Genomic DNA, 17,024 nt, shown 5'->3' with positions numbered 1-17,024 from the left:
GGCGCGACACGCCGGGTCAGAAGTCGACGGGCGCCGGCAGCGGCTCGACCGCGCCGTCGGCGACGCTGGCGCCGATGCCCAGCTTCTCCTTGATGCGCTTCTCGATCTCGTCGGCCAGGTCGGGGTTGTCACGCAGGAAGTTGCGGACGTTCTCCTTGCCCTGCCCGAGCTGGTCGGTCTCGTACGTGTACCAGGCGCCGGACTTGCGGATCAGCCCCTGATCGACGCCGACGTCGATGAGCGAGCCCTCGCGGCTGATGCCCTCGCCGTAGACGATGTCGAACTCGGCCTGCTTGAAGGGCGGGGCGACCTTGTTCTTGACGACCTTCACGCGGGTGCGGTTGCCGACCGCCTCGGTGCCGTCCTTGAGGGTCTCGATGCGCCGGACGTCCATGCGGACGGAGGCGTAGAACTTCAGCGCCTTGCCACCCGTGGTGGTCTCGGGCGAGCCGAACATGACGCCGATCTTCTCGCGCAGCTGGTTGATGAAGATCGCGGTCGTGCCCGAGTTGTTGAGCGCGCCGGTGACCTTGCGCAGCGCCTGGCTCATCAGCCGGGCCTGCAGGCCGACGTGGCTGTCACCCATCTCGCCCTCGATCTCGGCGCGGGGCACGAGCGCGGCGACGGAGTCGACGACGATGATGTCGAGCGCGCCGGAGCGGATCAGCATGTCCATGATCTCGAGCGCCTGCTCACCGGTGTCGGGCTGGCTGACCAGCAGCGAGTCGGTGTCGACGCCCAGGGCGCGGGCGTACTCGGGGTCGAGTGCGTGCTCGGCGTCGATGAACGCGGCCACGCCGCCGGCCGCCTGCGCGTTGGCGACCGCGTGCAGGGCGACCGTGGTCTTGCCGGAGCTCTCGGGGCCGTAGATCTCGATGATGCGACCGCGGGGCAGGCCGCCGATGCCGAGCGCGACGTCGAGGGCGATCGAGCCGGTGGGGATGACCTCGATGGGCGCCGCCACCCGGTCGCCCAGCCGCATGACCGCGCCCTTGCCGTGCTGCTTGTCGATCTGGGCCATCGCGACCTCGAGGGCCTTGTCGCGGTCGAAGCTGGTTGCTGGCATGAGAACCCCTCTGGGTGTGGAAGTGCCGCATTCGGTTGGTCAGGGGCGACGCTAGGACGACCCACCGACAGAACTGGCGCGGCTCGCACGACCTGGGGACAACGGGCCGCGGGAGCTGGTGCGTCAGACCATCTGTGGACGGCCGGCGTGCCGTCGTGGGGCCGACAGTAGCCGAACACCTGTTCGACTGGGGTACGACACGCGGCGTGTCGCCCGCAGGTGTCGGCGCGGCTGCGCGAGCAGCTACGAGAGCAGGTTCAGCGCAGCTGGGAGGGCATCTCGAACTCGGCGCACACGGCGCGCCAGACCTCCTTGGCGTCGACCCCGTCGGCCAGCGCCTCGTCGATGGTCCTGCCGAGTCCGGGCAGCCGGTAGTCGTGCGCGAGGCTCGCGGCGTAGGCGGCGCCGAAGCGCTCGTCCATCCGTCCCCAGAATTCCGTCAACCGCACGCGTCCCACAGTAGGCAAGCCCGGCACACGTCCGCGACGCGCCTGGGACGATCGTGTCGTGCCGACCCCTCCCAGCACTGCCGCCGTCCCCGACCTGTGGTTCGCCCTGCCCGTCCTCGCCGGTTCGCTGGTCCGCCTCGAACCCCTGGCGTGGGAGCACGCACCCGGCTACCTCGCAGCCGGCCGCGACGACGAGGACCTGTTCCGGTGGCTCAACACGCCCGGGTCGGTGTCGGGCGCCCCGCGCGGCGAGGACGACGCCCGCGCCGACATCGCCGCGGCCCTCGCCGCCCGCGCCCGCGGCGAACGGTTCGCCTACGCCCAGCTCGACGCGGCGGACGGGCGGTTCGCCGGCACGACGTCGCTCTACGACGTGCACCCGGCCACCCGCACCCTCGCGATCGGCCACACCTGGCTGGGCGCGCGGTGGCGCCGCACGGGCCACAACACCGAGTCGAAGCTGCTGCTGCTGTCGCACGCCTTCGACTCCCTCGGCGCCGCGCGCGTCGTCTGGCACACCGACATCCACAACACGCGGTCGCAGGCCGCGATCGCCCGGCTCGGCGCGACCCGCGAGGGCGAGCTGCGCAAGCACCGGCTGCGCCGGGACGGGTCGTGGCGGACCACCGTGCAGTACTCGATGACCGACGACGACTGGCCCGCTGCCCGGCAGTTCCTCTCCGACCGGCTCGCGCGCGGATGACCGTCGTCGGCGTCGACGGCTGGAAGGGCCGGTGGGTGGCCGCCGTCGTGTCGGGACGACGACTCGGCTGGCAGGTGCACGCCACGTTCGCCGACGTGCTCGACGCCCATCCGGACACCGTCGTCGCCGTCGACATGCCGATCGCGACGACGGACGGCCCGCGCGACGTCGACGCCGCCGGACGCGGCTGGCTGCGTGCCCACGGCGGCCCGTGGCAGTCGATCTTCCTCGCCCCGACGACGAGCACGGTCGCCGCGTTCGAGGCGGGTCGGACGCACGCCGAGGCGATGGCGGGCCTGCCCGCCGGGGCGCGCACCTCGATCCAGGCGTGGAACCTGATCCCGGCGATCGTCCAGGTGCGCGACGCGCTCGCGGAGCGCCCGTCCGCGGTGGTGGTCGAGGCGCACCCGGAGTGCTCGTTCCGGGCGATGGACGAGCGCATCGGGCTCGCGTCGAAGAAGACTGGGCGCGGCGCAGGCGTCCGGTTGCGAGCGTTGTCGCTCGACCTCGACGTCGACCTCGCCGCCGCGCCCGAACTCGTGCCCGTCGACGACCTGCTCGACGCGGCCGCGGCCGCGTGGACGGCCGCGCGCTACGAGCGCGGCGCGCACCTCACGCTGCCGGAGGGGGCGGCCGCCGCTCCGCGGATCGTCGTCTGAGGTTCAGAACGCGATGCGGACGGTGACCGAGCCCGTCGGGCCGCGCTCCACCCGGGCGAACCCGTCCTTCTCCTGCCCGCCGGTGCGCACCCTGACCGCGCCACCCGAGCCGGTGAAGTTGCGCCACCAGGTCTTCGCGGACGGCACGGCGACCAGCACGAGCAGGTCGCCGGTGGCCTTGTCGCGGCGGTAGTTCACCGGCACCGTGATCCGGCGGCCGGAACGCCGTCCGGTGTAGCTCAGTTCGGCGAACCAGCGCCCGAGCAGCCGCCCGCCGGGGCCGGTGTGCAGCAGCGGCTGCATCGCGTGGCGGTTGAACGTGGCCACGGTGCGGCGGAGGAGGGCGGCGGCGTCCACGGCACCATGATCCCGTGGCGCAGCCGGGGAACACCGCGGGGGTGAGCGTGCGCATCGGGACGTCCGGGTGGCGCTACCCGCCGTGGCGCGGGGTCTTCTACCCGAAGGGCCTCGCCCAGCGCCGCGAGCTCGAGTACCTGTCCCGGGCGATGAACAGCGTCGAGATCAACGGCACGTTCTACAGCCTGCAGCGACCCGAGAGCTTCGCGCGGTGGCGGGACGAGACACCCGACGGCTTCACCTTCGCGATCAAGGGTCCGCGGTTCGTGACGCACATGAAGAAGCTCGCGGACGTCGAGGCCCCGATGGCCAACTTCTTCGCCAGCGGCCTGCTGGCGCTCGGCCCGAAGCTCGGACCGGTCCTGTGGCAGCTGCCGCCGAACCTCGGCTTCGACCCCGCGCGGCTGGAGCGGTTCTTCGCGCTGCTCCCCCGTGACACCGACGAGGCGGCGTGGCAGGCACGTCATCACGACGAGCGGCTGACCGGCCGCGCGTTCACCGACGTGCTCGCCCCGGGACGACTGCGGCACGCCCTCGAGGTGCGGCACCGCAGCTTCGTGACGCCCGCGTTCGCCGACCTGCTGCGCGAGCACGGCGTCGGGTGCGTGCTCGCCGACACCGCCGGACGGTGGCCGGTGCTCGAGGAGATCACCAGCGACCTGATGTACGTGCGCCTGCACGGCGACGTCGAGCTGTACGCGTCCGGCTACACCGACGAGGCACTCGACCGGTGGGCGGCGCGCATCCGCGCGTGGACCGACGCGGGCCTCGACGTGCAGGTGCACTTCGACAACGACGTCAAGGTGCACGCACCCTTCGACGCGATCCACCTCGCCGAGCGGGTGCGCTGAGGCCGGCGGCGCGCCGAAGATGGCGGCTCAGCGCACCGGGAGCACCCAGGGGTGCGTCGTCGTCCACCCCGTCAGCCGCAGGCCGCGCGGGCAGCGTCCGGCGTCGTCGAACCGACCGCCGTCGAGCACGTGCTCGATGCCCCCGCGGACCATCGGCAGCGCCGCGGCGGCGGTCGCCGGCCGCCACGCCCGCACGGTGTCACGGGCCTCGACGCGGGGGACCATCGACAGCAGGAACAGCGCCTGCCGGACGGCGTACGCCGCGTCCTTCACCGCGGACAGCGGGCGTGGCGAGCTCTCAGCGCGCGCCAGCGCGGCGCCGGCGACGTCGAGCGCGTCGCGGGCCAGGTCGGTCCACGGGCGGGTCGGCACGACCCCGACCTCGACGAGCGCGGCCAGGTTGTGCGTGGTGATGATCTGCGCCTGCTCGATGACGGTGCCGTTCGCCGCCACGCTCGAGACCTCGGGGCCGACGCCGCTGCGCGCCCGGCACACGTCCGCGAGGTCGACGCCGTCCGGGTGCGCGGCGGCGGGCGCCCACCACCGCGACCGCCGGGGCGCAGGCCCGGGGGGTGCGCGGAAGACGGAGTAGTCGATGCCGTAGTAGTCGGCGTAGGCCGTGCCGGCCAGCCGCCCGGCGGCCAGCGCGGCGGCGCGGGTGAAGCTCGCGCCGAACCGCCCCATGAAGATGTCGGCCGCGAGTTCCTCGGTGAACGGCACACGATGGCCCGCGGCGTCGGAGAGCGTGCGGAACTCCTGCACGAGCGGGTTCGGGACGACGGTGCCCGGAAAGTGGTCGAGGTACAGCGCGCCGACGCGGCGCAGCACCGCGTCGGCCTCGTCCGACGGGCGGGTCGCGTGCGACGCGACCGCCTGCACCCACGGCAGCTCGGAGAGCTGGACCTGCGACGCCAGATCGAGCAGCAGCAGCGAGCGGCGACGGCGGAACGCGTGGTAGCCGGCTGCCATGAGCCGGCCCAGCGCGGGGTCGGGGTAGGACGCGGCGACGACCGACGCGGTGATGCCGGGTACCAGCTCGGCCAGTACCTCGCCCGACGGGACGGTGCCGTCGGCGAGCAACTGCTCGACCGGGGCCGACCGGGTGCGGGCCAGCGTGCGCTCGACGATCGGCGGCATCGGCGTGCCCTCGGGGGCCGGCTCGTCCGCGGTGACCGGGTGCACGTAACGCCACGGGTCGGCCAGGCCGTCGTCCGGGTCGGTGAGCGGCAGGCGCGCGGCCGCGACGCCGGCGAGATGGGCGTACGTCGGACGCTGCGCCACCTCGCGCTGGTCGTCGCGGACTGCGGCGAGGGCGCGCGAGCCGGGCTCGCCGCGCTTGGCGACCATGCTGCGTACGACCGACGCGACCATCCCGGCGCGCCGCGGCCCGAGGCCCCGGCCGTCGAGTTCGGCGCGCGTGGCGTCGAGCAGGATCGCGAGGTTCTGCTTCGGGTTGCGGTGCTTGGTGCACAGCGTGTGCGCCGCCGCGAGCAGCCGGTACTCCTCGAGCAGCGCGGTCGCGTGCGTGCGCCATGCGCTGTCGGCGGCGGTCACCGGGCCCGTCCCGACGCGGCGGCGCCACAGGGCGAGAACGCGGTCGGCGAAGGGGTTCCAGACCGTGAGCGCCTCGCGCTGGCGGGCGAGGGGCAGCGGCGTGCGCCGGTGCGCGAGCACGGCGTGGGCCCGTCCGACCGAGGTGCGGTGCACGGTGTCGGGCGGGGCCGCCGCCCGGTCGACGACCCGGGGCGTGAAGCGCAGCCGGGCGGCCAGCGGCGCGAGGGTCTCGACGAGGTCGAGCGCCGCGGCCCGGTCGCCCGCCCGCAGCAGCCACGCGACGGTGAGCAGCGCGGCGTTCTCCGGCAGGTCGACGCGGTAGGTGCCGGTGTCGAGCAGCCGTTCCAGTCCGGCGAGACCGGCGTCGGTGAGGTGGTGGGCGAACAGCGCCTCGCGGCGCGGCGCCACCTGCAGACGGGCGGCCAGCGCGATCTCGTCGTCGGCCAACGGTCCGCCGGCCGCGGGCTCACCGGTCGCGAACCCGCCGCGGAGCACCTCGAGCGTGACCCACGGAGGCAGACCCGCCACGGGCGCGCGCGAACCCACCGTGACCGTCCCGTCGGCCATCGCTCCGAGTACGCGGGACCACTGCCGGACCCGCTCGTCCGCGCGGGCGCGGGTGGTGCTGTCCTCGTGGGTCGAGGCGGTCGCGAAGGCGGCGGCCAGTTGGAAGCGGGCGTACGAGCTCGTCATGCCGACGTGGCGGGTGCTGCCCCCGCGCCCTCCGGGTCCAGAGCCCGGTGCTCTGCTGCTGAGCTACACGTCGTGGCGTTGCGCCGACGACGTTAGCGGCTGCCGCACCGTGTTTCCGGGTTGTCCACAGGGGCGGACGCCCCGGACCGGGTCAGTCGTCGGCCGGTGCCTTGTCGGCCTTGTCCTTGATGAGGTCCATGACGGACGAGTCCGTCAGCGTGGTGACGTCGCCGAGCTCCTTGTGGTCGGCGACATCGCGCAACAGGCGGCGCATGATCTTGCCCGACCGGGTCTTGGGCAGCTCGGCGACGACCATGATCTGCCGGGGCTTCGCGATCTTGCCGATCTCCTTCGAGACGTGGTCGCGCAGCTCCTGCACGAACTCGTCGCCCTCGGTGCCCTCACCCTTGCCGCGCGGGATGACGAAGGCGACGATGCCCTGCCCCGTCTGCGGGTCGGACGCACCGACGACGGCGGCCTCGGCCACCTTGGGGTGCGAGACCAGCGCCGACTCGACCTCGGTGGTCGAGATGCGGTGTCCCGACACGTTCATCACGTCGTCGACGCGACCCAGCAGCCAGTAGGACCCGTCGTCGTCCTTCTTCGCGCCGTCGCCGGCGAAGTAGAACCCCTGCTGCTCGAAGCGCTGCCAGTACGTCTCCTTGAAGCGCTCGGGGTCACCCCAGATGCCGCGGGTCATCGACGGCCACGGCTCGGTGAGCACGAGCAGGCCACCACTGCCGTTGCCGACGGCGTTGCCGTCGTTGTCGACGACCTCGGCCCCGATGCCCGGCAGCGGCCCGACGGCCGAGCCCGGCTTGAGGGTGGAGACCCCCGGTAGCGGGCTGATCATCAGCGCGCCGGTCTCCGTCTGCCACCACGTGTCGACGATGGGGGTCTTGCCGCCGCCGAAGTTCTCCCGGTACCAGACCCACGCCTCGGGGTTGATCGGCTCACCGACGGACCCCAGCACCCGCAGCGACGACAGGTCGTGCGCGGCCGGGACCTCCTCACCCCACTTCATGAACATGCGGATGGTCGTCGGCGCGGTGTACAGGATCGTCACCTTGTTGCGCTCGATCATCTCGAACCAGCGGTGCTCGTCCGGGTGGTTCGGGACGCCCTCGTACATGAACGAGGTCGTGCGGTTGGCCAGCGGTCCGTAGACGATGTAGCTGTGGCCGGTGATCCAGCCGATGTCCGCGCCGCACCAGTAGAGGTCCTCGTCGGGCTTGAGGTCGAACACGGCCCAGTGCGTCCACGCGGCCTGCGTGAGGTAGCCGCCGGACGTGTGCAGGATGCCCTTGGGCTTGCCCGTGGTGCCGGACGTGTACATGACGAACAGCGGGTGCTCGCTGTCGAAGAACTCGCACTGGTGCTCGGGCGAGGCCTGTTCGACGGTGTCGTGCCACCAAACGTCGCGACCCTCGGTCCAGGCGACGTCCTCACCGGTGCGCTTGACGACGAGCACCGAGCGGACGTCCGGACACTGCTCCAGCGCCTCGTCGACGGCCGGCTTGAGCGACGACGCCGCCCCGCGCCGGTACCCGCCGTCGGACGTGATGACCACTTGCGCGTCGCAGTCCTGGATGCGGTCGCGCAGGGCCGCGGACGAGAAGCCGCCGAACACCACCGTGTGCGGGGCGCCGAGCCGGGCACACGCCAGCATCGCGACGACCGTCTCGGGGATCATCGGCATGTAGATCGCGACGCGGTCGCCGGTCTTCACGCCGAGCTCGACCAGCGTGTTGGCGGCGCGGCAGACGTCGTCCTTGAGCTGCGCGTACGTGATCTCACGTGTCTCGTCGGCGGGTTCGCCCTCCCACCGGATCGCGACCTGGTCGCCGTGGCCGTCCTCGACGTGCCGGTCGACGCAGTTGTAGGCGACGTTGAGCCGTCCGCCGACGAACCACTTCGCGAACGGTTTGTCGGACCAGTCGAGCACCTCGGACCACTTCTGGTCCCAGCTCAACCGCTCGGCGGCCTTCTCCCAGAACGCGAGCCGGTCCCGGCCCGCCTCGTCGAACGCGGCGGCGGTGACGTTGGCGGTCTTCGCGAACTCCGCGTCCGGCTCGAAGCGGCGGTCCTCGTTGGACAGGTTCGACAGCGTCGACTCACTCATGCGCGTCCCCGCTTCGCTCCGGGCGCGCACGAGGCTCCGAGCACGCTGTGCCGATGATTCGCTCGCTGACGCTCACTCATGATGTCAACGTATCCATGGGCGGGGTGTACCGAAACCCGCCGTTCGCTCAGTCGGTGCCGGGCTCCGGCGGCCTGCTCGCGGCGTGGAGGGCGCGCAGCTTGCGCATGGTGTCGACGGCGTACTCGCCGTCCATGCGCTGCACCGCGTAGATCGCGAGCCGCTCGTTGCCCGGCAGTCGCAGCTGTGCGAACCGCACCGACTTCGGGAACTCGACCGCGACGACGGCCTCCCACGGGATGAACCGGTAGGAGCCGAGGTAGCTCTTGCTGTGCACGCCCGTGGCGTCCGCCCGCATCCGCGGCCGGGCCGGGAGCCGCAACCCACCGGCGACGATCAGCCCGAGGATCACGGTGAAGATCTGGTCGCTCTCGGCGAAGTAGGCGCCCGCGTTCGCGTCCTTCATGAAGATCGCGACGAGGACGAACACGATCAGCGCCACCGCGGCGCTCGCGTTGGCGATGCGCGCCGTCTTGACCGGACGGGCCTCGACGACGGTCCCGGTGTCGCTGCCGGTGTCGCTCACGGACGCTCCCCCGCTCACAGCCGGCAGGCCGCGATCGCGGTGACGAGGACGCCCCGGGCGCCGAGCTCCCAGAGCTCGTCCATGACGCGGTTGGTGTCGCGCCGCTTGACCATCGAGCGGACGGCGCACCAGCTCTTCTCGTGCAGCGGCGCCACCGTGGGCGACTCGATGCCGGGCGTGATGGCCACCGCCTGCGCGACGAGTGCCTCGGGGATGTCGTAGTCCATCATCACGTACTGCCGGGCGATGATCACGCCCTGCAGCCGCCGCACCAACTGGTCGACGGCGGCCTGCGCCGACTCGCCGCCCTGCCGGCGCACCAGCACCGCCTCGCTGGTCAGCAGCGGCTCGCCGAACACCTCGAGGCCGGCGTTGCGCAGGGTCGTGCCGGTGGAGACGACGTCGGCGATCACGTCGGCGACGCCGAGCTTGACCGACGTCTCGACGGCACCGTCGAGCCGGATGACCTCGGCGGAGATGCCGTGCCTGGTCAGGTAGGACGTCACGACGCCCTCGTAGGCGGTGGCGATGCGCTTGCCGGCGAGCTCGTCGACGGACGCGATCGTGCCGGCGATGGCCGCCCAGCGGAACGTCGAGCCACCGAAGCCGAGCGGCAGGATCGGGTCGGCCTTTGCGCCGGAGTCGAGCAGCAGGTCCTCGCCGGTGATGCCGACGTCGAGCTGGCCGGAACCGACGTAGGTCGCGATGTCACGCGGCCGGAGGAAGAAGAACTCGGTGTCGTTGTCGGCGTCGTACAGGACGAGCTCGCGGCTGTCGCGGCGCTGGCGGTAGCCGGCCTCGACGAGCATCTGGCTGGCGGGCTCGGCGAGCGAGCCCTTGTTGGGAACGGCGATGCGGAGCATGAACAGTGCCTTGTCCGTGGGTAGGGGCGGTGGGCGCTCCTACAGATGTCGGTAGACGTCCTCGAGCTCGACGCCGGCGCCGAGCATGATCACCTGGATGCGGTAGAGCAGCTGGCTGATCTCCTCTGCCGCGCGCTCGGCCGACTCGTGCTCGACCGCCATCCACACCTCGGCGGCCTCCTCGACGACCTTCTTGCCCTGCTCGTGCACGCCGGCGTCGAGGGCGGCGACCGTGCCCGACCCCTCGGGACGGTCGCGTTGGCGTTCCCGCAGCTCGGCGTACAGCTCGTCGAAGGTCTTCATCTCGGGGCCCAGCCTACCGAGGGGGCCTCAGCGCTCGGCGCGCCGCAGCCGCCAGGGTCTCAGGTGGCTGAAACCGCGCACCGACTCCGGGCGCACCGACTTGAGGTAGAAGCGCTCGTCACCGTGGAGCGTCTCGCGCATCACCTTGTCGACCAGCACCGTGCCGGGACGCGCGATGGACGTCAGCCGGCTCGCGATGTTCACGGTCGAGCCGTAGACGTCGCCCAGCCTGCTCACCACCGGTCCGAACGCCACCCCGCCCCGCAGCGGCGGGAGGTCGGTGGGCCCGTCGTCCCGTTCGACGAGGTCCAGCGCGATGTCGGCGGCGGCGACGGCGTCCTCGGCCTGGAACATGACCTCGTCGCCGATGGTCTTGACGATGCGGCCGCCGTGCCCGCCGACGACGTCGGTGGCCAGCGATTCGAAGGCCTCCAGCAACCGCCGCAGCTCGGCCTCGGTGGCGCGTCGGGTCAGGGCCGTGAAGCCGGACATGTCCACGAAGCCGATCGCGAGCTCGGTCGCGAGCGAGGCCGAGACGTCCGACCCGGACGGCGTCGCCCGGGCCGCGGCACGCGCGAAGAAGGCGACCAGCTGCCGACGCCACACGTAGTTCTGCAGCTGCTCGATCGGCGGGCCGACCTCGTGCACGACGTCGACCAGCGCGTCGGCCGACCGCAGCACGTCGGGGTGGTCGGCGAGGGTCTGCAGGATGAGCTGTCCCTGCCACGAGGCGAGCCGCGAGAAGGTCTGTCCGAACAGGCGCGTCATCGCCGACACCAGTTCGTCGTCGGCGAACCCGGTGCCGCGCAGCTGCTGGACGAGTTTCACGGCCTCGACGTCACGGTCGGTGTAGACGGCGTCGTCGGCCGTCCCGGTCGCGAAGCCGAGTGCCCGCCACAGCGACGCGGCCTCGTCCCGGGTGACCCCGGCCCGCTCGGCCACCTCGTCGGCGGTCCAGCGGCGCGGGCCGTCGAGCAGGGCCTGCTCGACGCGCTCGAACAACCGGGGGACGTCGACGGCGGCGGCCTCGGCGATCTGCCCGACCGGTTCGGCAGCGCCCGCTGCGGCGTCCTCCGGCGGGTCGGCAGCGGCGCCGGGGTCGGTCACGACGGGCGGGTCAGCCGGTCGTGTGCACGACGAGGACGTCGATGGGCATGTGGCGGACGATGTCCTGCGGCACCGAGCCGAGGATCCGTCCGGCCAGGGTGTTGAGGCCGCGGTTGCCCACGACGATGAGGTCTGCGTCGCGCTGCTTCACGAGCTCGCGCAGCGAGGCGGACGGCTTGCCCTGCAGGGTCACCGTCTCGACGGACGTCGCGCCCGCCGCGGCGGCGCGGTCACGGGCGCGGCTGACGGTGTCCTCGGCGGGTGCGGACCCGACCACCTGGTAGGCGTCCTCGCCGAGTGCGTCCTGGGCGGACGTGTCGGGCTTCTCGGGCTCGTAGGCGCAGGCGACGACGAGGGTCGCGCCGGTGTCGGCGGCGATGGCTCCGGCGCGGTCGACGGCGAGGAACGAGGTGTCGGAGCCGTCCGTGCCGACGACGATCGTGCGGTAAGCGGCCATGGTGCGGATCAACCTTTCGCGGGGAACGGTCGCTGCCGACCCTAGCGGCAGCGGCGGTCAGCCGCGCGGGTACGCGCGGACCAGGAGGGCGGTCGCGAGGGCCGCCTGCGCGGCCTCGTGACCCTTGTCCTCGTGGGACTCGGGCAGCCCGGCGCGGTCGAGCGCCTGCTGCTCGTCGTCGCAGGTGAGCAAGCCGAACCCGACGGGCACGCCGAAGCGGACGGACACGTCGGTGAGCCCGTCGGTCGCGGCCTGGCACACGTAGTCGAAGTGCGGAGTGCCACCGCGGATGACGACGCCCAGCGCGACGATGGCGTCGAAGCCCTGCGTGCCGACGCCGCGGGCGAGCCGTCCGGCTACGACCGGCAGCTCGAACGCGCCCGGCACGCGGAACTCGGTCACCCGCTCGACGCCGGCCTCGGCGAGCGCCCGGCGGGCGCCGTCGAGCAACCCGTCCATGACGGCGGTGTGCCACTGCGCGGCGACCACGGCCACGCGCAACCCGCTTGCACCCTCCACCGACAGCGCCGGTGCGCCCTCGCCGCTCAACTCCCCGCCTCCGTCTCGTCGAAGAAGTCGTCGGCGTGACCCATGCGGTCACGCTTGGTCTGCAGGTAGCGCAGGTTCTCGGGGTTGGCGTGCACGGGCAACGGTTCGCGGCCCAGGATGCGCAGCCCGTAGCCCTCGAGGCCGGCACGCTTCGCCGGGTTGTTGGTGAGCAGCCGCATCGACCTGATGCCGAGGTCGACGAGAATTTGCGCACCTGTGCCGTAATCACGCGCGTCGGCAGGCAGACCGAGCTCGAGGTTGGCGTCGACGGTGTCGGCCCCGGCGTCCTGCAGCTGGTAGGCCTGCAGCTTGTGCAGCAGGCCGATGCCGCGGCCCTCGTGGCCGCGCATGTACAGCACCACCCCGCGACCCTCCTTCGCGACGGCCGCGAGCGCGGCGTCCAGCTGGGGTCCGCAGTCACAACGCAGCGAGCCGAACACGTCGCCGGTGAGGCACTCGCTGTGGGCGCGCACGAGCACGTCCTCACCGTCGCCGATGTCGCCGTAGACGAAGGCGAGGTGCTCGCGTTCGTCGTAGCTGGACGAGTAGCCGAACGCCGTGAACTCGCCGTAGCGCAGCGGCACGCGGGCCGAGGCGACGCGCGTCACCAGCTTCTCGAACCGGCGGCGGTAGGCGATGAGGTCGGCGATCGAGATCAGCGCGAGCTCGTGCTCGTCGGCGAAGGCCCGCAGTTCGGCGGCGCGGGCCATGCCGGCCGGGTCCTTCTCGCTGACGACCTCGCACAGCACGCCGGCGGGGTGCAGCCCGGCCAGCGTGGCCAGGTCGACGGCGGCCTCGGTGTGGCCCGGACGGCGCAGCACGCCGCCGTCCTTCGCGCGCAACGGCACGACGTGGCCGGGGCGGGCGAACGCGGTGGCGTCGGAGTCGGGGTCGGCCAGCAGCCTGATGGTGTGGGCGCGGTCGGCGGCCGAGATGCCCGTGGTCACGCCCTCGCGCGCGTCGACGGTCACGGCGTAGGCGGTGCCGCGACGGTCCTGGTTCGAGTGCACCATCGGCGGCAGGTCGAGCCGGTCGGCGTCCGCCTCGGTCAGCGACGCGCAGACGTACCCGGACGTGTAGCGGACCATGAACGCGACGAGCTCGGGGGTCGCGAGTTCGGCGGCGAAGATGAGGTCGCCCTCGTTCTCACGGTCCTCGTCGTCGATGACGACGACCGCACGCCCGGACTTGATGTCCGTGATCGCGCGCTCGATGGGGTCGAGTCGGACGGGGCTGCTCACGCGCGGGTGTCCAGCAGTCGGGCCACGTACTTCGCGAGCACGTCCACCTCCAGGTTCACGGGGTCGCCCTCAGACTTGTTCCCGAGCGTGGTGGCGCGCAACGTCTCTGGGATCAAGCCCACCTCGAACCAGTCGGGCCCGACGGCCGAGACCGTGAGCGACACGCCGTCGACGGCGATCGACCCCTTCTCGGCGACGTAACGGGCCAGCTCGGCCGGCAGGCCGAAGCGGACGGTCTCCCACACGTCACCCGGTGTGCGCGACACCACGCTTCCGGTGCCGTCGACGTGGCCCTGCACGACGTGGCCGTCGAGGCGGGCGTCCGCGCGCACCGCGCGCTCGAGGTTGACGCGGTCGCCGACGGCGAGGGCACCGAGCGACGAGCGCGACAGTGTCTCGCCCATCACGTCGAAGGCGATCTCGACCTGCCCGGCGGCGCCGTCCCATCCGACGACGGTGAGGCACACGCCGTCGACGGCGATGGACGCGCCGTGCACGAGGTCGTCGGTGATCGTGGCGGCGCGGACGGTCAGCACCGCCGACTCGCTGCGGCCGGCGTTGCTGAGCGCGACGACCTCGCCCGTCTCCTCGACGATTCCGGTGAACACTCGATCTCCCGTCAGGCTTCGTCCCACTGCGGCCGGGCGACGATCTTGACGTCGTCCCCGATGCGCGCGACCGACTCGATGTCCAACCGCAGCGCGTCGGTCAGTGTTCCGATACCTGCGTCACCCAGGGCCGACGGCCCGGAGCCGAGAAGGGTCGGCGCGAGGTAGGCGACGACCTCGTCGATGCAGCGGGCCTCGACGAACGCGCCCGCCAGGGTGGGCCCGCCCTCGAGCAGCACCTGCCGCACCCCGCGGTCGTAGAGGGCCTTCAGCGCGAACTGCGGCACCGCGGTGTCGAGCACCAGGGTCTCGGCGGCGTCGTCGAGAACGCGGGCGTCCGGGGCCACGCGGTGGCGGCGGTCGAGCACGACCCGCAGTGGCTGGCGCCCCACGGGCAGCGCCGTGCCCACCTCGGGCTCGGCGGGGCGGACGGTCAGGTGCGGGTCGTCGGCCAGCACGGTGCCGCTGCCGACCACGATCGCGTCGACCACCGCACGCAGGTGGTGGGCGTCGGCACGCGAGGCCGCGGAAGAGATCCACCGGGCGGTCCAGTCGGCGGCGGCGACGCGACCGTCCAGGGTGGCCGCGTACTTCCAGGTGACGAACGGCCTGCCGGTGCGCATCGCGTGCAGCCACGGGCGCAGCGCCCCGCTGGCCGCGGCGTGCTCCTCGATGCCGCCGGCGACCTCGACCCCGGCCTCGCGCAGCGCTGCCGCCCCGTCGGCTGCCTCGGGGTTGGGATCGGTGACGGCGAAGACCACCCGGCGGACGCCGGCCTCGAGCAGCGCCTCGACGCAGGGACCGGTGCGTCCGGTGTGGTTGCACGGTTCGAGGGTGACGACGACGGTGCCGCCGCGCGCGGCCTCCCCCGCCGCGCCGAGGGCGACCACCTCGGCGTGCGGGCCACCGGCGGGGGTGGTGGCCCCCTCACCGGCCAGCCGTCCGTCCGCCGACAGCACCACGGCGCCGACCGCCGGGTTCGGGCTCGTCGTGCCGCGCACCAGGTCTGCCAGCGCCAGCGCCCGATGCATGGCGGCCTGCTCGGCCTCGGTGACCGTCATGCACGTGCCATGGCGGTGCGGGCCTGGTCGCGCAGCGCCTCGACCGCGCGGGACGGGTCGTCGGCACCGAACACGGCCGAGCCCGCGACGAACACGTCGGCGCCGGCCTCGGCGGCAGCCTCGATGGTGTCGGGCGCGATGCCGCCGTCGACCTCGACGAACAGTCGCAGGTGACCCGAGCGCACGTGCTCGCGCGCCCACCGCACCTTCGGCAGCGTCTCGGCCATGAACTCCTGCCCGCCGAAGCCGGGCTCGACGGTCATCACCAGCAGCGTGTCGAACTCGCGCAGCAGGTCGAGATAGGGCTCGATCGGGGTACCGGGCTTGACCGACAGGCCGGCCAGCGCCCCGGCCGCGCGGATCGCGCGTGCCGTCTCGACCGCGTCGTCGCCCGCCGCCTCGACGTGGAAGGTCACGTTCGTCGCGCCCGCCTCGGCGTACCCGGGGGCCCAGCGCAGCGGGTCGTCGATCATGAGGTGGCAGTCGAGCGGCAGCTCGGTGGCGGCGTACAGGCTCTTCACCACGGGCAGCCCGAGCGTCAGGTTGGGCACGAAGTGGTTGTCCATCACGTCGACGTGCAGCCAGTCGGCCCGCGACACGCTGTCGGCGGCGTCCGCCAGCCGGGCGAAGTCGGCGGACAGGATGCTGGGCGCGATCATCGGCTCGGCGCCGCCGGAATGGGCCGTTCCGTGCCCGGGATTCGTCACCACCCTGACCTTAGCGACGATGGGCCGGGCCGGTTCCGCAGGGACGTTGGACCCGATCTTCTCCACGGTCCGGGCAAACCGGTCCGCCCGTCTGGGCAGTGCGACGACGAGATGTTTGGCTGCGCGCGACCTCGATCTCCCCGCTCGACAGGAGCCCACGGTGACCGCTGCGCGACGCCTCGCCCTCTGCGTACTCGTCGGTGCTGCGCTGACCGTGTCCGCGTGCGGATCGGACGGCGGAACGACCGTGTTCGGCGGCACCTCGGACCCGTCGGCGGCGGCGTCGGGTGCCGATCCGGCCGCAGCGTCCGACCCCGCGGCGTCCGATCCTGCCGCCTCCGACCCCGCAGCCTCCGACCCCGCCTCCGCCCCCGCCTCCGACGACGCCGGGACCACGAGCGGCTCGACGACGCCGAGCGCGGCCAGCGGCATCGGGGCGTGCACGGACCCCGGGGCGAGCTGGTGCGACACCTTCTCCGACGAGGACAGCGGGTGGGAGTCGCACGAGCCCACCAGCACCTCTGACTTCACCAGTGGCTACGACACGGCCACCGAGACGTACCACCTCGCCAACCCGCAACCGGGCCTCAACTACGCCACCGCCCCGGTCAGGACGACGGGCTTCACGCCGACGGGCAGCGTCCAGCTCGACGTCGACCTCGGCACCCGCAACGCCGCCAGCGGCGGTGCCGGCTTCGTGTGCTGGAGCGCGACGGCGCGCAACGGCACCGGGTACTCCGGGTTCGTGCTCACCCTCACGTCGTCGGTCGCGATCATTTCCGTCCGCAGCGCCACCGACGGCGTCGACCACGTCATCGCCAAGCGGACCGGCGTTTCCGGCCTGACCTCGGGCACGTCGCAGCACTTGTCGGCCCAGTGCGTGCAGCGCGCCGACGGGTCGGCCTTCCTGGCGATGCGCCTGGACGGCACGCCGCTGGTCAGTACGACGTACGCCAACTCGACGAGCACGTACTCCTGGAGCGTCTCCCCCGAGGTCGCGCTGCAGGTGCACGGCCCGGCGGACGTGTACTTCGACGACTTCGCCGTCAGCAGGATCCAGGGCAGTTAGG

Annotated in this window: 19 protein-coding genes and 1 tRNA gene; 4 read left to right on the top strand and 16 right to left on the bottom strand. The window is 72.7% G+C overall.

Features of this window, described 5'->3' with window-relative positions:
- Nucleotides 1–16 precede the first annotated feature (16 nt).
- Both recA and ACYVP9_RS05355 read right to left on the bottom strand, forming a co-directional pair.
- Nucleotides 17–1,066, bottom strand: coding sequence for a recombinase RecA (gene recA / locus ACYVP9_RS05360; RefSeq protein WP_460603669.1), 1,050 nt, complete (start codon nt 1,064–1,066; stop codon nt 17–19).
- Between the two features lie 257 nt (nt 1,067–1,323).
- Nucleotides 1,324–1,515 carry a DUF3046 domain-containing protein gene (locus ACYVP9_RS05355; protein ID WP_460603668.1) on the bottom strand — a complete coding sequence of 64 codons (192 nt, stop codon included), beginning with the start codon at nt 1,513–1,515 and terminating at the stop codon, nt 1,324–1,326.
- 58 nt (nt 1,516–1,573) lie between these two features.
- On the opposite strand from ACYVP9_RS05355, the gene ACYVP9_RS05350 reads away from it, so the two are divergent.
- Both ACYVP9_RS05350 and ACYVP9_RS05345 read left to right on the top strand, forming a co-directional pair.
- Nucleotides 1,574–2,218, top strand: a complete 645-nt coding sequence (locus ACYVP9_RS05350; RefSeq protein ID WP_460603667.1) for a GNAT family N-acetyltransferase — start codon at nt 1,574–1,576, stop codon at nt 2,216–2,218.
- The gene (locus tag ACYVP9_RS05345) at nt 2,215–2,877 is read left to right on the top strand and encodes a DUF429 domain-containing protein (RefSeq protein WP_460603666.1); all 663 of its coding nucleotides are present in this window, start codon (nt 2,215–2,217) and stop codon (nt 2,875–2,877) included. Before ACYVP9_RS05350 ends, ACYVP9_RS05345 begins: the two co-directional genes overlap by 4 nt.
- Before the next feature lie 3 nt (nt 2,878–2,880).
- Here the strand turns inward: ACYVP9_RS05345 and ACYVP9_RS05340 are convergent, their stop codons facing one another.
- Nucleotides 2,881–3,234 carry a PNPOx family protein gene (locus ACYVP9_RS05340; RefSeq protein ID WP_460603665.1) on the bottom strand — a complete coding sequence of 118 codons (354 nt, stop codon included), beginning with the start codon at nt 3,232–3,234 and terminating at the stop codon, nt 2,881–2,883.
- 14 nt (nt 3,235–3,248) lie between these two features.
- Here ACYVP9_RS05340 and ACYVP9_RS05335 point away from each other — a divergent pair, with 14 nt between their 5' ends.
- Nucleotides 3,249–4,085: a DUF72 domain-containing protein gene (locus ACYVP9_RS05335; RefSeq protein ID WP_460603664.1), complete on the top strand. Its 837-nt coding sequence runs from the start codon at nt 3,249–3,251 to the stop codon at nt 4,083–4,085.
- A gap of 27 nt (nt 4,086–4,112) precedes the next feature.
- On the opposite strand, the gene ACYVP9_RS05330 is transcribed toward ACYVP9_RS05335, so the two are convergent.
- The 13 genes from ACYVP9_RS05330 to rpe all read right to left on the bottom strand — a co-directional run bounded on the left by ACYVP9_RS05330 (nt 4,113) and on the right by rpe (nt 15,906).
- Nucleotides 4,113–6,332, bottom strand: a complete 2,220-nt coding sequence (locus ACYVP9_RS05330) for a serine/threonine-protein kinase (RefSeq protein WP_460603663.1) — start codon at nt 6,330–6,332, stop codon at nt 4,113–4,115.
- 1 nt (nt 6,333) lies between these two features.
- Nucleotides 6,334–6,405 (bottom strand) — tRNA-Gln (locus ACYVP9_RS05325).
- Between the two features lie 78 nt (nt 6,406–6,483).
- The gene (gene acs / locus ACYVP9_RS05320) at nt 6,484–8,454 is read right to left on the bottom strand and encodes an acetate--CoA ligase (RefSeq protein ID WP_460603662.1); all 1,971 of its coding nucleotides are present in this window, start codon (nt 8,452–8,454) and stop codon (nt 6,484–6,486) included.
- A gap of 127 nt (nt 8,455–8,581) precedes the next feature.
- Complete coding sequence (locus ACYVP9_RS05315) at nt 8,582–9,058, bottom strand: PH domain-containing protein (RefSeq protein ID WP_460603661.1); 477 nt, start codon at nt 9,056–9,058, stop codon at nt 8,582–8,584.
- A gap of 14 nt (nt 9,059–9,072) precedes the next feature.
- Nucleotides 9,073–9,921: an ATP phosphoribosyltransferase gene (gene hisG / locus ACYVP9_RS05310; RefSeq protein WP_460603660.1), complete on the bottom strand. Its 849-nt coding sequence runs from the start codon at nt 9,919–9,921 to the stop codon at nt 9,073–9,075.
- 39 nt (nt 9,922–9,960) lie between these two features.
- Nucleotides 9,961–10,224, bottom strand: coding sequence for a phosphoribosyl-ATP diphosphatase (locus ACYVP9_RS05305; RefSeq protein WP_460603659.1), 264 nt, complete (start codon nt 10,222–10,224; stop codon nt 9,961–9,963).
- A gap of 27 nt (nt 10,225–10,251) precedes the next feature.
- Nucleotides 10,252–11,331 carry an adenylate/guanylate cyclase domain-containing protein gene (locus ACYVP9_RS05300; protein ID WP_460603658.1) on the bottom strand — a complete coding sequence of 360 codons (1,080 nt, stop codon included), beginning with the start codon at nt 11,329–11,331 and terminating at the stop codon, nt 10,252–10,254.
- 10 nt (nt 11,332–11,341) lie between these two features.
- Nucleotides 11,342–11,788 carry a universal stress protein gene (locus ACYVP9_RS05295; protein ID WP_460603657.1) on the bottom strand — a complete coding sequence of 149 codons (447 nt, stop codon included), beginning with the start codon at nt 11,786–11,788 and terminating at the stop codon, nt 11,342–11,344.
- A 57-nt stretch (nt 11,789–11,845) separates the two neighbouring features.
- Nucleotides 11,846–12,337: a 6,7-dimethyl-8-ribityllumazine synthase gene (ribH, locus tag ACYVP9_RS05290; RefSeq protein WP_460603656.1), complete on the bottom strand. Its 492-nt coding sequence runs from the start codon at nt 12,335–12,337 to the stop codon at nt 11,846–11,848.
- Nucleotides 12,334–13,578, bottom strand: coding sequence for a bifunctional 3,4-dihydroxy-2-butanone-4-phosphate synthase/GTP cyclohydrolase II (locus ACYVP9_RS05285; protein WP_460603655.1), 1,245 nt, complete (start codon nt 13,576–13,578; stop codon nt 12,334–12,336). Before ACYVP9_RS05285 ends, ribH begins: the two co-directional genes overlap by 4 nt.
- Complete coding sequence (locus ACYVP9_RS05280; protein ID WP_460603654.1) at nt 13,575–14,186, bottom strand: riboflavin synthase; 612 nt, start codon at nt 14,184–14,186, stop codon at nt 13,575–13,577. The genes ACYVP9_RS05285 and ACYVP9_RS05280 overlap by 4 nt, the downstream gene beginning before the upstream one ends.
- An 11-nt stretch (nt 14,187–14,197) precedes the next feature.
- A complete protein-coding gene (ribD, locus tag ACYVP9_RS05275) occupies nt 14,198–15,247 on the bottom strand; it encodes a dihydrofolate reductase family protein (protein WP_460603653.1) in 1,050 nt (349 codons plus the stop codon).
- Complete coding sequence (rpe, locus tag ACYVP9_RS05270; RefSeq protein ID WP_460604300.1) at nt 15,244–15,906, bottom strand: ribulose-phosphate 3-epimerase; 663 nt, start codon at nt 15,904–15,906, stop codon at nt 15,244–15,246. The genes ribD and rpe overlap by 4 nt, the downstream gene beginning before the upstream one ends.
- Nucleotides 15,907–16,114: 208 nt before the next feature.
- Between rpe and ACYVP9_RS05265 the strand changes: the two genes are divergently transcribed.
- A complete protein-coding gene (locus ACYVP9_RS05265; RefSeq protein WP_460603652.1) occupies nt 16,115–17,023 on the top strand; it encodes a hypothetical protein in 909 nt (302 codons plus the stop codon).
- Nucleotide 17,024: the final 1 nt, after the last annotated feature.

Source organism: Jatrophihabitans fulvus (genome assembly GCF_054781375.1).
Note: the sequence above shows the minus strand (reverse complement) of the source record. Positions and strands in the feature narration are given on the sequence as shown.